The sequence below is a fragment of the Plantibacter sp. RU18 genome (assembly GCF_050613355.1).
Lineage (GTDB): Bacteria > Actinomycetota > Actinomycetes > Actinomycetales > Microbacteriaceae > Plantibacter.
Genome location: NZ_CP159618.1, coordinates 4,109,561 through 4,124,450 on the forward strand (window position 1 = coordinate 4,109,561; position 14,890 = coordinate 4,124,450).

A 14,890-nucleotide genomic window follows, 5' to 3' on the forward strand; every position below is an offset into this window, starting at 1 on the left:
CTCGGCGAGCGTCGGCGCGTCATCCGGAAGCATGATGCCCCGGCGGGGTCCCCGGGACTATATTCGCTCCAGGCGACCATGTGAGTCGCGCTTCCGGGGGGTCGCATGTCTGCAGGATCGATACCGTTGTCGAGGCCGTATCGAGCGCCAGGGGAACTCGACAGCCTCGAGCAGGTGCTGCAGTCCGAGCACTCCCACGGCGACGGACGGTTCACGGCCGCGGCCAGCGAACGACTCCGGGAGATCACCGGCGCGGCAGATGTCCTGCTGACCACCTCGGGCACCCACGCGCTGGAGATGTCCACCCGGTTGATCGGCGCAGCCCCGGGCGACGAGATCATCATGCCGAGCTTCACCTTCCCGTCGGCGGCCAACGCCATCGTCCTCGCCGGCGCGACGCCGGTGTTCGTGGACATCGACGAGGCGACCGGCAACCTCGACCCCGGCCGGGTGCAGGAGGCGATCGGCCCGCGGACGAAGGCCATCTCGGTGATGCACTACGGCGGCGTTCCGGCAGACGTCACCGCCCTCGAGTGCATTGCGCGTGACGCCGGGATCCTGCTGCTCGAGGACAACGCCCACGGCCTCGGGGTCGAAGGGCCGGGCGTCAGGCTCGGATCCGTCGGCGTCACCGCCGCCCAGAGCTTCCACGACACGAAGAACATCCACTGCGGCGAGGGCGGCGCACTGCTCATCAACGACCCGACGATGGTGCTCTCCGCCGAGATCATGCGAGAGAAGGGCACCAACCGGTCACAGTTCCTCCGCGGGCAGGTCGACAAGTACAGCTGGGCGCAGATCGGGTCCAGCTATCTGTTGAGCGAGTTGAACGCGGCGGTCCTCGACTGCCAACTCGCCGAGTTCGACACCATCCAGCGCCTGCGTCACCGCATCTGGGACCGCTACGCCGCCGAGCTCGCCGACTGGGCGGATCGCGAGGGCGTCGCGCTCATGGACCCGCCCGGTGGACTCCATGCCGCACATCTGTTCTTCATGCTCCTGCCGTCGCACGAGGCGCAACGCGCGCTCCTCGACCACCTGCACCGCTCCGGAGTCGGCGCCGCCTTCCATTACGTCCCGCTGCACACCAGCGCGGCGGGCATGCTCTACGGCCGGGCGGCGGGCTCCCTCGACCGCAGCGAGCGGTTCTCGGAGCGGCTCGTCCGGCTGCCGCTCTGGCCGTCGATGAGCGACGACGACGTCGACCGGGTGATCTCAGCGGTCGACAGGTTCCACGTCCGCACCCTGGTCGGCACGACTTCGGCCACCCGCTGACGCCTGCCGGGCGGGAGGATGCGCTGAGCCCCGGGGCACAGGAGACGAGAACACGGAATATCGACCGTCAGTGACATTCCCCTGAAACATCAGATGTGATCATGGGGTTGCCGCAGCGGCGCACGGCGTGTAAGTTCATGGACGCAGCACCTTGTTAGGCGAGGTTCCTGCACGAATACAGGCCACTGATCTGACGACGTCGAGAGACGCCCAAGATCAGGACAGGTTTCCCCGGCTTAAGGGGTCACCCCAAGTGGCTTCCCGACGGACTGGCTCCCGAAGGATCACGTCGTGCAGAGTCGAAGCTCTTACGTGGAGGTGTCGCGATTCCAGTGTCGGTTGCACCGCCCGCTTCCAGCGGACTCTGCCGCTGTACCGGAATCGTGGCGAGCTGTGCGCGGCGTCCGCCGTGCGAATTCGGAATATGAGCCGAGGAGGTGACCTGCAATGGGAGACGGGCATTCACGATTGCCGCGTCGCCACGACAGCACCGGTTCCACTCCTCGTCCCGCCGTCTGAACCGCCATTGACAGAGCGCTCCTGAAGCGCTCCAGCAGGTGGAGTCGGCAGGTTTCGTAGCGTTGACCGGGCACGTCTGTGGCGCGCGGCCGCATCCAGCACTTGCAGCCGATCCGGCGTTCCGCGCACGGGCGAACCCTCCGTCATGACGACAGTCGTCAAGACCGACATCGAGACGGGGTCGTTCGCTGTGCCTCCGGCGCGCCCGAATCACAGTTTCGGAGACGACCATGAACACCATCCGCCACCTGACGGGCCCTGAGACGGACCTGTCCACGAACCAGATCGCGCCACCAGGCAAGATCCCTCGCCAGGGAAAGGGCCGTGGCTCGAAGCAGCGCGCCGACACCCGGAGGACCCTCCTCGACACGACGCAGCGGAGCGTCCTCCGCACCGCAGCGAGCTCTCCCGTCGCCGACACCGTCCGGCGCTTGGGCGTCGGACGGGACGGAACCGAGCTCATCGGGCTCAGCCGGGAGACCGTCGAGCGGCGGTTCGACGAGGTCGGTGCGAACATCGTCGATCACAGCAAGCCGGCACCCGCCATCGTGCAGCTGCTCGCGACGTTCGCGAACCCGTTCATCCTCATCCTGCTGTTCCTCGTGACGATCATCTCCATCACCGACATCGTCCTCGCGGACCCGGCCGAAGGACCGTCGTACGAGGGCGTCATCACGATCGGCACGATGGTGCTCGTGAGCGTGCTCCTGCGCTTCTGGCAGGAGTACAGCACGAGCCGTTCCGCGGAGGCGCTGCTCGCAATGGTCCGCACGACGACTGCCGTCACCCGCTCACACGGCGGTGTCCCTGTCACACGGGAGATCCCGATCGAGCAGGTCGTGCCCGGCGACGTCGTCCAGCTCGCAGCAGGCGACATGGTCCCGGCAGACGTCCTCATCGTCCGCGCGAAGGACCTGCAGATCAACCAGTCGATGCTCACAGGAGAGTCCCTGCCGTCGGAGAAGTGCGCCGAGCAGTCCACCGGTCTCGAGGACACCGCGCTCCTCGAAGCGTCCAACCTCGGCTTCATGGGCACATCGGTGATCAGCGGATCGGGCACGGCCATCGTGCTCGCAACCGGCCAGCGGACCTACTTCGGGTCGATGTCGTCGTCGATCGTCGGGAAGCGTCCGGAGACGAGCTTCGACAGCGGCATCCGCAAGGTGAGCATCGTGCTCATCCAGTTCATGGTCGTGATGGTCTCGATCGTGTTCATCGTGAACGGGCTGACGAAGGACTGGGGCTCGGCATTCCTCTTCGCCGTGTCTGTCGCCGTGGGTCTCACTCCGGAGATGCTGCCGCTCATCGTCACCGCGAACCTCGCGAAGGGCGCGCGGTTCATGGCGAAGCGGAAGGTCGTGGTGAAGCGGCTGAACTCCATCCAGAACTTCGGGGCGATGGACGTGCTCTGCACCGACAAGACGGGCACGCTCACTGAGGACCGCATCGTGTTGGCGCGGCACATGAATGTCTTCGGCCGATCGAGCGAGACCACGCTCGGCCTCGCCGCAGCGAACGCGCACTTCCAGACGGGGCTGCGGAACCTGCTCGACGGGGCGATCCTCGACGTCGCAGGCCCGAATGAACTGGACCGGATCAGGGCCGAGTACACGCTCGTCGACGAGATGCCGTTCGACTTCGCGCGCCGCCGGATGTCGGTCGTGCTCGATGACGGACTGTCCCACCTCATCGTGACGAAGGGCGCCGTCGAAGAGGTGCTCGCCCTCTGCACGACAGAGCAGGTGAAGCTCGGCGCCGCGGGACGCACCGCGTCTCTCACCCTGGAGCGGTTGGCGGAGATCGCCGATCTCGTCGCCGAGGAGAACCGGATGGGACTCCGCGTGCTCGCGGTCGCGACCAAGTCCATCGCCGCCGACATGCAGGAGGGCGGAGCGGACGGCGTCGACCCGAACGTCTACAGCACGGGCGATGAGACGGAGATGACGCTCGTCGGGTTCCTCTCCTTCCTCGACCCGCCCAAGGCGTCGGCGAAGGACGCGATCGCCTCCCTCGAACGCCGCGGCACGCAGGTGAAAGTCATCACTGGTGACAACGAACTCGTCGCGGCGACCGTCTGCAGGACTGTCGGCATCGACGTCGGCGAGATCGTCCTCGGATCTCAGATCGACGCCCTCGACCAGGACGAGCTCACCGAGCTCGCCGTGCGCAGCACCGTCTTCGCGAAGATGGATCCGCTGCAGAAAGCACGGATCGTGGAAGCGATGCGCGACGGGGGCCAGACCGTCGGCTTCCTCGGCGACGGGATCAACGACGCTGCGGCGCTTCGTGCGGCCGACGTCGGCATCTCCGTGGACACGGCGGTCGACATCGCCAAGGAATCCGCCGACATCATCCTGCTGGAGAAGGACCTCACCGTCCTCGAAGGCGGCGTCGTCGAAGGACGGCGCACCTTCGCCAACACGATGAAATACATCAAGATGACGGCGTCGTCGAACTTCGGCAACATGTTCTCCGTCCTCGTCGCGAGCGCGATGCTGCCGTTCCTCCCGATGATCCCGATCGTCCTGCTCGTGCAGAACCTGACGTACGACCTCTCCATGCTCACGCTCCCGTGGGACCGAGTCGACAAGGACTACCTGAAGAAGCCGCGCAGGTGGGAAGCGAAGTCGCTTGCCCGGTTCATGATCTTCATCGGACCGATCTCGTCCATCTTCGACATCTCCACCTACGCGCTCATGTGGTTCCTGTTCGCCGCGAACTCGCCAGAGCACGCGGCACTGTTCCAGTCGGGCTGGTTCGTGGAGTCGATCATCTCCCAGACGCTCATCGTGCACATGCTGCGAACCGAGAAGATCCCGTTCATCCAGTCGCGGGCGAGCCTGCCCGTGCTCCTGGCAACGGGCGCTGTATGCGTCTTCGGGCTCGTACTGCCGTTCACCGGTTTCGGGCAGGCGCTCGGCCTCGTGCCGCTGCCGTGGACGTACTTCCCGTTCCTGGTCGCCACGCTCGCCGCGTACTGCGTGCTGACGCAGCTCGTGAAGAACGCCTTCATCAAGAAGTTCGGCAGCTGGCTGTAGCAGCCCCACCGCACTCCACGGGTGGGGCGCCCTTGTCGTGGCTCCCCACCCGTGTTCCACCCCACCTCGATCCGATCCTGATGGATTGCAGATCTCGACCCAGGAAGGACATCATCATGGACGTCCTCGACATGATCCTCCGCATCGGCCTCGGCGTGCTCCTCGGAGCAGCGATCGGGTTCGAGCGACAGTGGCGGGCGCGCACCGCCGGCCTCCGCACGAACGCGCTCGTGAGCCTCGGTGCGACACTGTTCGTCCTCCTCGGCGCCTACAGCTTCGGCGGTGGCGATCCAACCCGCGTCGCCGCGCAGGTGGTGTCGGGCATCGGGTTCCTGGGCGCCGGTGTGATCATGAAGCGCGGTTCCTCGATCTCCGGGCTCAACACGGCCGCGACCCTGTGGGCATCCGCCGCCGTCGGCTGCCTTGCGGGCACCGGGTCCTACCTCATCGCCATCATCGGGACCACCGCAATCGTCCTCGCGAACACCTTCCTCCGACCCATGGGACGACTCCTGGATCGAGGATCATCGAACGTCGGCCGCGAGATACCGCCTGCCGCCTACGAGTTCACGGTGCGATGCCCGGAAGACGCCGAAGCGACCGTCCGTGCACTCGTGTTCGACGCCGTGCACCGAGACGAGTTCACCGTGCAGTCAGTGACATCCACCGACACCCCTGCTGGCGTCGTCATCGTGGCGACGCTCACCTCGTCGAGCCGCGATGACCGTGCGCTCGAACGCGCCATCGAACGGGTCGTGCACGAGCCGGCTGTGACGGCGGTGCAGTGGTCCGCGACGAACCTCGAGTTCGTCGACTGACGGTCCGTCGTCCCGCACCGCCGCCGCGCTCTTGCGCCGACAGACTGATGTTTGAGAATCTAGAACTCCTCTGTTCCATACTGACGAGCATTCGGAAGGCCCCTCATGCCCACGTTTCTCCCATCGCTCGCGGCCAGGTGGGCCGCAATCGGAACCGACGTCAGGGAGATCGACGATCCCAGCCGATCCCGCTGAAGCGCAGGAATCATGAATACTCCATCGAGGCCGGACGGGCCCGTCTCGCTGACCGCGCTTGCGTTCGCACGCGTTCAAGAAGCCATCGTCACCGGCGTCTTCCGGCCCGGGCAGATGCTCACCGAGTCGGACCTCCATGAACTCACCGGCGCGTCTCGCACTCCGCTGCGCGCTGCACTGCGTGGCCTCGCGAAAGTCGGACTCGTCGAAGTTCTGCCGCAGTACGGCACCCGAGTGCGCCAACGCGACACCCTCGCTTACCTCGAGCTCACAGACATGGCCTCGGCGCTCTACGCGAAACTCGCCGGCGACGCCGCCCAGCGCATGACCGAGCACGACCTCGCCAACCTCTCGGACTTGGTGACCCAGGCGGCGGCGTACCGGCCGGATCTCGCGCCATCGGCGCCGGATCCCCTCTCGTTCGTCACTGATCTGTTCCTCGATGTCGTCGACAATGCGGTTCTGCGGCGGATTCTCCACACCGTTCAGATCCATGTCCGATGGATGTACACCCTGCTTGAAATCGATGCTGGAGACCGGGACGCCCGCGTGGACGTCATCGCCGAGCTGCACGCCGCGTGCGCCGCTCGCGACCGGGGGAAGGCGGAGACGCTGGTCGTCGACTACTTCAACATGTACAGTCGACGAAACGTTCTGACCGAATCGCTGAGCAGCATGCCGCGCACTCAAGCGCCGCTCACCCGCCCGCCGCGCGGCCTGGCACACTCGACCTTCGAGCAGCTTCTCGCGGCAATCCTTGATGGTCGCCTGCGCCCCGGGCAGAGGCTTCACGACGATCAGCTCACCGCGGCCCTCGCTGTGTCACGAACACCAATACGTGAAGCGATCGAGGCCCTTGAGGATGTCGGGCTGATCGAAGTGAAACCGAAGTCGTACACGCGGGTCGCGCCCGTGAACCATCGCCGCGTCGACGAAACCCATGAGATCGTCGCGAATATCGTCCAACACCTGTTCCGCCAGTTGAGCGATCGGAGCGATGGGACGATCAAACGGGAACTCTCGACCGCGGCCCACCGACTGCACGACGACGTCGAGCACCTGGCCGAGCCCGACAGGGCACGCGTCGTCGATGACCTCGTTCTGCGGCTGGCCGAGGCCGCCGGCAACCGGCCCATCCTCGAGATACTGCCAGGAATGCTGCACCTCCTCACCTACGCCAGGGTGCTCGAACCTCAACCTGGCACAGTTCGAGAACGCACGGCACGCGCGCTGCTCGCAGCCGTCAACGCAGGCGACGCAGCCGCAGCCGCCTCCGCACTGACCACACTCCTGGCCGCCCACTCCGGCGCCTCCGGCGACGTCCGCTGGGGCCTGAATCCGCTCTACCCGACTCCAGGGACAGATTTCGAATACCGACACGCACGCTCCGGTGAAACGGTGGTGTTCCACGGGGACGAAGCGGGTTGGGAGCTGCACCCACCGCACACGCCCGGCCGACTCCACGTCGGCGTCGCTTACGGTGGTGGCATCCGCTGGGGCTACTCCACCCAGAGCGCCCCCGTGACCCCTGCCCCCGACCCGAGCGACTGGACGACCGCGGCAGAGGCGCTGCTCGCCGCTACCGCCCAGCCTGATCTGACAACGGATCCCAATCGCACGACATTGTGATCCCGATGCCATCGGGGACCGGGAGGTACCCGATCACCGACTCGTCGAACGCGCACCTCACACGAATGCGTCCCATCCCGTTCACACGCACGAGGCTCGCAGTAACTGCAAGCCAGCATCAACGGCCCTCCACACCCCGGACTGTCTCAGACCAGGTTGGTCCGATCCGACCGGTCATCGGGCAGCGTGAGCCCGGCAGCGGAGAAGGTCTCCGTGATCATCTGGCTGATCCGAGACCGGTCGATGGTGACGGGTTCGGCAGCAGCGAATCGAAACCGGAGCGGTACACCGTTGGCGATCCAGATCGAACGACGACCAGACCCCGACGAGTTCGGCACGGTCCAGGTCAGCATGAAGGGTTCATCGCGCCGAAGCTTGTGCGCAACGACGGCTTGGAGATGCGCGAGCGTTCGGTCGCCCATCGGCACTTGACCCGAGTCGTAGTGCAGAAACCCCACTCGCCCTCACCCTTCACCTCGACGTCTCCCACGTGCACCAGTACACGACGCCGGCTGGGCCGGATGACGAGACGTGCGGCAGCGGAAGACACTGTCGGGTCGCCATGCCTTGCGCCCCGTGGACCCAGTATCGAGCAGAACGCGGAACCGACGTCGACGTTCTCCACAGGCTTCAGCACACGTGGCCGTGGGACGGTCAGGACGACCCGGCGGCTCTCACAGGTCGAAGACGGTCTCAATCGCGAGTTCGGCCGCGACCGCATCCCCGCTCTTCACTGCTTCCAACAGCCGCGGATATCCGTCCTCGAGCCGATCCCAGTGCGTTGACCCCTCGGTTCTCGTCACCGACAGCTGGAATGCAAGCGCGTCGATCTGCCCCTGCGCTGCGCGCACCAGAAAAGGGTTCGGGCAGTCCTCGACGATCTGATCGACCATCGCCCACACCTTCGCACCATGATCGAACGTGTCTCGGGCCTCCACCGATGCGATCAGACCCTCGACCACCTGCACCGCACGGCTTCGCTGCTCATCGGTGAGTGTTGGCAGCGTCACGCGCACCACTCCCCCGACCAACGCACCGAGGGTCTGCAACACCTGCGTGCGATCCTCTGCAGTCGGCAACGCCACCCGCGTGTACTTCTGCGCCGCCATCTCGACCAACCCCACCTGGGCGAGATCGTTCAACGCTTCACGGATCGGCGTCCGAGAGATTCCGAGCCACGTCTGCAGCTCCTGATCGTTCAGGTGCTCCCCCGGCTCCAAGGTCCCGTCGAAGATCGCCGCTCGAATCTGCTCCATCGCGCTTTCACGCAACGACTTCCGCTCAACCTCAGGCAACTGCGTGGGCACCGGCATGCTCGACTCCTTCACTCTGACCAACACCTGGTCAGCAGATCTGATTGACAGCGTATCTACCCCCCGGCGCATTTCCCACACCAACCCAATGGGACACGGCCAGCGGCAGCGGAGCGGACGGGCGTCGTCAGCTCGCGAGGGACGTCCGCATCGCCCGCTCGAACTGCTCGACGAACTGGGTGCCGGGGTCGGACCAGTCCACCGCAGTGATCGACGCAGCGATCGCCCGCGAGTGCTCAACGGCATCCGCCCGCTCGACGATCTCGACGAGCCGCTGTGCGATCGCGGCAGGCGACAGCGGAACGTATTCGATGTGCTCGCTGTCGAGCACACCGGTCGTGTTCGGGCTGTCGTTGACCACCGGTACCACTCCGGCCGCCATGATCTCGAGCGGGAGCAGCGACATGTCCGTCAGCGACAGCACGAGACCGGCAGCGCATCGGTTGTACACGGCGTTCAGCTCCGAGATGTCCATCGCCGAGCGGTTGACGAACGGGAATCCGGTCTCGTAACCTGCCATGTTCCAGCCGACGAGGTTGATCGTGATGTCCGGACGAAGCCGGTGGAACTCCGTGAGGGCCAGCTCCCCGAGCTCCCAGCCACGTCTCGGTGTGGGCGGTCGGGCGTAGAACAGGATCTCGGTGCGCGGTGCGTCGTTGACATGGGAGTAGTGCTGTTTGTCCACCGAATAGTCGAAGTGGTCGCAGCTCATGCCGTAGTCGTCAGCGACCTTGCGGGCCAGCCACGGACCCGCTGAGAAGCCGTGGAACCCGAAGCGGTAGGTGTTCTCGGCGAGCACGTACTCGCTGCTGGCCGGGTAGAACCATGGCTCGAAGTCCTGCACGAACGAGAAACGTTTCGCCGGCCCGTCATACCGGAACGCCGGGTAGGCGGTCTGCCAGTCGGACGACACGATGACGTCGACGCCCGGCGCGATGCCCACAGCCGGGTCGTAGCGCACAATGTCCGCGTGGAGTCCGGGGTAGGCGCTGCTCGCGGCCATCATCGCGCGGATGCCGGCGATGTCGACGGCCGGCTGCGGAGACGCCTGGTAGAGGTAGATGGTGAGGCGGTGCCCCGCCTGCTCGAGGAACTCCATGAACCGGAACGCGTTCTGGTGTCCGCCGGAGGTTCTGCTGGGCGGCGAGATGAGCCAGGCGATCTCGTACGCCCGCTCAGGGAAGGCGACGGCGTTGAACTCGCGCTTGTTCGTCCAGTCCGCGGCGATCGCGTCGCTCGGGTACAGGTCCGTCGGCTTCCGCCGCATCGGATTGAACCGCCCGTCGGCGAAATGGGCCGCACGCCACAACGTCGATCGAATGCCCTCGCCGCGTACGGCCTGAATCCCCTGCCCGATGATCCCCACGGCTTGAGTATAGGGACGGGCGGCGATCACCCGGCAAGGACGCCTCGACAAGCTCGCTGACCGGGGCCCGATGTCCGAGCGGACCGAACCCGGTCACGGAGCGGACCAGACCCGGTCACCGAGCTTGTCGAGGTGCGTGCTACTTGTCGTTCGCGGCGAGCCAGGCATAGGACTCGGCGACGCCGGCGAAGATCTCGCCGCTGTAGCCGTCGAACTCCACGACGCGCGTCGCGTGCGGTGCTGCCGCGAGGATGGCCGGGATGTCGACCTGGCCCTTGCCGGCCGGCTGCTGGTTCGCGAAAGCCTGCGCGAGCGCGTCGGGTACGACGAGCGCGCTCTCGCTGCTCGGAAGCGCGGTGGCGATGTCACCGGAGATGATGCCGTCCTTGATGTGCAGGAACTGCACGCGGTCGCCGAGCGACGTGAGGAAGGCGGGCGTGTCAGCGCCGCCGACGGTCGACCAGAAGGTATCGATCTCGAGGACGACGTCGGCCGACAGCTGCTCGACGAAGAGCTCGAAGATCGGACGGCCGTCGACGTGGGTCGAGAACTCCCAGTTGTGGTTGTGGTAGCCGAACTTCAAGCCAGAGGCCGCAGCCTGGACGGCGAGCTCGTTGACGCGCTCGGCAAGACGGGCGGCGTCGTCGGCGGTCTGCCAGCGGTCGGTCGGGATGAACGGGTCGATGACCGTGCCGATGCCGAGACGCGATGCTACGTCGAAGGCGATGGCCGGGTCTGCCGCATCGATGACGGGTGCGTGGCCAGATGGAGCGGTGACACCTGCGGCGGCGAATGCGCTCTCGAACTCGGCTGCGCGCTCGACGAACGCGTAGGGCTCGACCTTCGTGAAGCCGATCTCGGCGATACGGGCGACGGCGCCCTGCAGGTCCTCGGCGATGGCGTCGCGGACGGTGTACAGCTGCACGGATGGTGCGCTCATGGGTACTCCTTCGTAGCTTCGGACGGGCACCGTCGGGCGGATCGTCAGGCTTGCGACACCGATCGAACCGCTTCTGTCGATGAATCGACAAAAGTGCCCGATGCGAGTGTATCGAGTCTCTCTGAGTGGCGCACCCGCCTCGTTCGCAGCCTCGGACGCACAGCATCTCGAAGCCACACTGCCGCACCCGGTCGACGTCCAGGAGCACATTCGCGCGACCGTCCAGGTCACGGTGCCGGTCCTGTCGCTCCTCGGCATCACGGAGACCCCGTCCACGCTCGACGGCTACGGGCCGATCGATGCCGACACCGCGGCTCGCCTCACGATCACGGCTCCGTCGATGACACGGCTGCTCACACACCCGGCTGCGGGCGGCGGGCCCGGGCATGTGATCTCGATCATTCGGTGGCCTGGGAACATTCCGGCACCACATCTGTCGGCAATCTCGCCTGCTTGTGCCGACACCACCACCGAATGAAGCATATGCCCGGATGAAAGCTCGACCACCGACCGGGTGGCGTTCTCGACTGGACGACACCTGACGGCAGACATCACCGCACGACGCCGGAGCCCGCGCCCTTCTGACGCACGCGGAGCGGTCCTTCCCAGGGCGCTACTTCTCGGAGCGCTTGAGGGACTTCTTCACGGCGCGCTCCGCGAGCACGGTCACGTAGTCCTGCACCGGGCGCTCGGCCAGCGCACTGACCTCTTCGCGCACAAGCGCACCGATGCGATCGGAATCGACCCCCGAGTACTTCACGCTCAACTTCTCGGTGAGCTGACGGATGATCTCTTCATGGTCGATCTCAGTTGCCATGAGCCCAGTATCGAGGCGTTCGCATATGCCCCGGCTGGGAATCCGGATGCGGCACCCGAAGTTCGCCTGCCGGACACCCGCCAGACACCCCTCCGCCAAGCCCACCGCTCAAGCGGATTCCTGGACCTTCGGCTTCGGGATGAACGCCGCGATCGCCGCACACGCGATCGCCGCGACGAGTCCGAAGACGAATGCCAGCTGGAACCCGTCGCCACTCGGGACGAACGTGTCTCCGAGAGGCACGGCCGAGTCGGCGAGGATCGCGGCGATCACGGCCGCCGCGACCGAGGTGCCGAGCGCACGCATGAGGGTGTTCAGGCCGTTCGCCGCGCCGGTCTCCGTGGCCGGGACCGCCTGCATGATGAGGGTCGGCATCGCCGCGTAACCGAGACCGATCCCGACGCCGATCAAGATGTTGAAGACGAGCACGTGCCAGACCTCGAGGTCGACGAGCACAGCGCCGACGTAACTGACCGCGATGATCGTCGCCCCGGCGACGAGCAGGGGCTTCGCGCCGAGCGTCCGCCCGAGACGGCCGGCGAGCGGCGACATCGCGAGCATCGCGAGGCCCGAGGGCATCAGGATGAAGCTCGCCTGCAGCAGCGTCAGCCCGAGCCCTCCGGTCTCGGTCGGCAGTTCGAGCAGCTGCGGGAAGACGATGCTCGACGAGAACAGCGCGAAGCCCATGGCGATCGACGACAGGTTCGTGAGGAGGACCGAGGGGCGGGCGCTCACTCGGAGGTCGACCAGCGGGTTCTTGACCCACAGCTCGTAGACGCCCCAGATGAGGAGGACGACGCCGCCGCCGATGAGGCAGAGGAGCGTCTGCGGTGCACCCCAGCCCCACTCGTTGCCCTTCGACACCCCGAGCAGGACACCGACGAGGCCGAGCGCAAGCCCGAATGCACCGACGAGATCGATCCGGCCACCCGTGCGGAGGGTGCTCGCGGGGACGACGGTCGCGAAGAGGACCAGGGAGACGGTGCTGATGGCGGCGGCGACCCAGAACAGCGCGTGCCAGTCGAAGTGCTCCGTCACGAAGGCACTGAGCGGGAGGCCGAGTGCGCCCCCGACGCCGAGGGTCGCGCTGACGAGCGCGATCGCGGAGCCGAGACGCTCCGGCGGCAGGACGTCGCGCAGGATCGCGATGCCCAATGGGATCACGCCCATGCCCGTGCCCTGGAGCCCGCGGCCGATGATGAGCGGGACGACCGTCGGCGACAGCGCTGCGATGACCGAACCCGCGACGAGGAGGGCGAGCAGGACGATCGCGACGCGGCGCTTGCCGAACATGTCGCCGAGCTTGCCCGAGATGGGGACGCAGATCGCCGAGACGAGCAGTGTGACGGTGATCACCCAGGCGGTGTCCTCGCGTGCCGCGCCGAGGAGTTCGGGGAGCTTCGCCTGGATCGGGATGAGGATCGTCTGCATGAACGACGCGCCCATGCCTGCGAAGGCGAGGACGGCGATGATGAGGCCGGGGCGCGGCTGCGCGGGCGTCGAGCGTGTGGGTACCGGGGCGGTGATGGTCATCGGGTTCTCCTGCGAAGGCCGGGCGGACGAGCCGCACGGCGGGCGGTGACGACACTGTCAGTTTGTGAGACTCAGTCTCACCAATGCATCACCATATCATCTCGTAGACTGTCCGTATGTCGACCAGCGTGCGCGAACGGTCCCGCGAGGTCTTCCGCGTCGAGTTGGCGCGCGAGGCCGTGCGCCTCTTCGTCGATCACGGCTTCGACGGCATCACGGTCGAGGAGCTCGCGAAGCAGTTGGGGATCTCGCGCGCGACGTTCTTCCGCTACTTCGGCTCCAAGGAGGACGTGGTCGTGGTCTCGACCGAGCGCTCCGGAGCGGACTATGCCGAAGCGCTGTCGCAGGCGGACGTTGCGGACGGCGCCTCCGCCTGGACCCTGCTCCGAGCTGCGTTCCAGCCGGCCGCCCACACGGCCGACAGCGACCCGGACCGCCTCCGTGCCCGCCTGCGGATGATCACCGCCAATCCTGTTCTCAAGGCGCGCATCGCCGAGAAGCGCGCCCTGCAGGTCGACGAGGTGGCTGCCGCGCTGGCTGCCCGGATCGGAGACGCGACCGCGGCACGTGTGTTCACGGTGGCCGCGTACGCGGTGGTCGACCTCACCTGGGAGCGCTGGGCCGCCGCCGGCACGGCATCGTTCACAGCAGCGCTCGATGAAGCGTTCGCGACCCTCGCCGCAGCACGCTGATCCACCCCATCGTCAAGCCGCTCGTGGGGCCGGAGTCGCGATCGACGCCGTGTCGACGGGCGGTTCGCCGTGCAGCCCGTGTGTCATCCGCGCGCACTCCAGGCGTGCGCTACTGCGTCAACGCCAGGTGGGCATCTCGGCCGGACGGTCGAAACGCTGCCCCTCGGGCTTCGACGGCAGCAGCATGAGGACGAGGATGATGATGCTGCCGACCGACGGTACAAGGGTCAGGAAGTAGAACGGGCCGGGGAAATTGGCGTCGTGCAGTCGTCGCCACGTGATCGAGAGACTCGGCACGAGGAGGCCCAGCCAGGCGACGAGCAACAGGACCACTCCGAGGATGAGGAGCACGCCGGCGCCGCTCTGGGCGAGGTCCGGCTGTGTGTAGCCGGCACCGCCGTCGGACAGGCCCGTCTCCTGCGCGGACGCGGTCGCTGCGGTGACGGCGACGACGATGGCGCCGGCCATGACCAGCGCCGTCGGGACGAACATGAGCACACTCGTCAGCAGCGCACTCCACCAGTACTCGCTGAGCGACGCCCGACCCGAGAAGTTCGCGTACTGCGCGAAGAACCGCTTGGTCGCCTGGGCGAGCGTCGCCCCGTACAGCGGCAGGGACAGGTCCTCCGGCGAGCTCGCGCCGCGGGGCGGTGGGGACTGGTACGCCGGCAGGCCGTACTGCTGCGATCCGTAGGGGGCCTGGGGGTTCGGAGGATAGCTCATGGCCACTTTCGGATCGGGTGTCGACGAGACAC

At 66.7% G+C, this 14,890-nt stretch carries 13 protein-coding genes, 1 pseudogene and 1 riboswitch; of the genes and pseudogenes, 7 read left to right on the plus strand and 7 right to left on the minus strand.

Annotated features, from left to right (window positions below; genetic code table 11):
- Nucleotides 1–126: 126 nt before the first annotated feature.
- From rffA to ABMA10_RS19575, 5 genes and pseudogenes are all read left to right on the plus strand, one after another.
- Nucleotides 127–1,275, plus strand: coding sequence for a dTDP-4-amino-4,6-dideoxygalactose transaminase (rffA, locus tag ABMA10_RS19555; protein ID WP_431030878.1), 1,149 nt, complete (start codon nucleotides 127–129; stop codon nucleotides 1,273–1,275).
- A 143-nt stretch (nucleotides 1,276–1,418) separates the two neighbouring features.
- Nucleotides 1,419–1,600, plus strand: a riboswitch (M-box (ykoK) riboswitch).
- 424 nt (nucleotides 1,601–2,024) lie between these two features.
- A complete protein-coding gene (gene mgtA / locus ABMA10_RS19560; protein WP_347867721.1) occupies nucleotides 2,025–4,832 on the plus strand; it encodes a magnesium-translocating P-type ATPase in 2,808 nt (935 codons plus the stop codon).
- 116 nt (nucleotides 4,833–4,948) lie between these two features.
- Nucleotides 4,949–5,650, plus strand: coding sequence for an MgtC/SapB family protein (locus ABMA10_RS19565; RefSeq protein WP_347867722.1), 702 nt, complete (start codon nucleotides 4,949–4,951; stop codon nucleotides 5,648–5,650).
- A 207-nt stretch (nucleotides 5,651–5,857) separates the two neighbouring features.
- Nucleotides 5,858–6,070, plus strand: a pseudogene (locus ABMA10_RS19570) (GntR family transcriptional regulator); the annotation flags it as partial.
- 51 nt (nucleotides 6,071–6,121) lie between these two features.
- Nucleotides 6,122–7,474, plus strand: a complete 1,353-nt coding sequence (locus ABMA10_RS19575; RefSeq protein WP_431031533.1) for a GntR family transcriptional regulator — start codon at nucleotides 6,122–6,124, stop codon at nucleotides 7,472–7,474.
- Between the two features lie 146 nt (nucleotides 7,475–7,620).
- On the opposite strand, the gene ABMA10_RS19580 is transcribed toward ABMA10_RS19575, so the two are convergent.
- The 4 genes from ABMA10_RS19580 to ABMA10_RS19595 form a co-directional block, all read right to left on the minus strand.
- Nucleotides 7,621–7,827, minus strand: a complete 207-nt coding sequence (locus ABMA10_RS19580) for a hypothetical protein (protein ID WP_347867724.1) — start codon at nucleotides 7,825–7,827, stop codon at nucleotides 7,621–7,623.
- Between the two features lie 321 nt (nucleotides 7,828–8,148).
- Nucleotides 8,149–8,859, minus strand: a complete 711-nt coding sequence (locus ABMA10_RS19585; protein WP_431031534.1) for a GntR family transcriptional regulator — start codon at nucleotides 8,857–8,859, stop codon at nucleotides 8,149–8,151.
- A gap of 55 nt (nucleotides 8,860–8,914) precedes the next feature.
- A complete protein-coding gene (locus tag ABMA10_RS19590) occupies nucleotides 8,915–10,153 on the minus strand; it encodes a glycosyltransferase family 1 protein (RefSeq protein WP_347867726.1) in 1,239 nt (412 codons plus the stop codon).
- Nucleotides 10,154–10,292: 139 nt separating this feature from the next.
- Nucleotides 10,293–11,093, minus strand: coding sequence for a sugar phosphate isomerase/epimerase family protein (locus ABMA10_RS19595; protein ID WP_431030879.1), 801 nt, complete (start codon nucleotides 11,091–11,093; stop codon nucleotides 10,293–10,295).
- A 100-nt stretch (nucleotides 11,094–11,193) separates the two neighbouring features.
- Between ABMA10_RS19595 and ABMA10_RS19600 the strand changes: the two genes are divergently transcribed.
- The gene (locus ABMA10_RS19600; protein WP_347867728.1) at nucleotides 11,194–11,571 is read left to right on the plus strand and encodes a hypothetical protein; all 378 of its coding nucleotides are present in this window, start codon (nucleotides 11,194–11,196) and stop codon (nucleotides 11,569–11,571) included.
- A gap of 135 nt (nucleotides 11,572–11,706) precedes the next feature.
- Here the strand turns inward: ABMA10_RS19600 and ABMA10_RS19605 are convergent, their stop codons facing one another.
- The gene (locus tag ABMA10_RS19605) at nucleotides 11,707–11,910 is read right to left on the minus strand and encodes a three-helix bundle dimerization domain-containing protein (protein WP_347867729.1); all 204 of its coding nucleotides are present in this window, start codon (nucleotides 11,908–11,910) and stop codon (nucleotides 11,707–11,709) included.
- 108 nt (nucleotides 11,911–12,018) lie between these two features.
- Entirely contained in the window at nucleotides 12,019–13,443 is a 1,425-nt protein-coding gene (locus ABMA10_RS19610) for an MFS transporter (RefSeq protein WP_347867730.1), read from the minus strand.
- A 116-nt stretch (nucleotides 13,444–13,559) separates the two neighbouring features.
- Between ABMA10_RS19610 and ABMA10_RS19615 the strand changes: the two genes are divergently transcribed.
- Nucleotides 13,560–14,135, plus strand: coding sequence for a TetR family transcriptional regulator (locus ABMA10_RS19615; protein WP_347867731.1), 576 nt, complete (start codon nucleotides 13,560–13,562; stop codon nucleotides 14,133–14,135).
- A gap of 117 nt (nucleotides 14,136–14,252) precedes the next feature.
- Here the strand turns inward: ABMA10_RS19615 and ABMA10_RS19620 are convergent, their stop codons facing one another.
- Nucleotides 14,253–14,858: a DUF805 domain-containing protein gene (locus ABMA10_RS19620; protein ID WP_347867732.1), complete on the minus strand. Its 606-nt coding sequence runs from the start codon at nucleotides 14,856–14,858 to the stop codon at nucleotides 14,253–14,255.
- Between the last annotated feature and the right edge of the window lie 32 nt (nucleotides 14,859–14,890).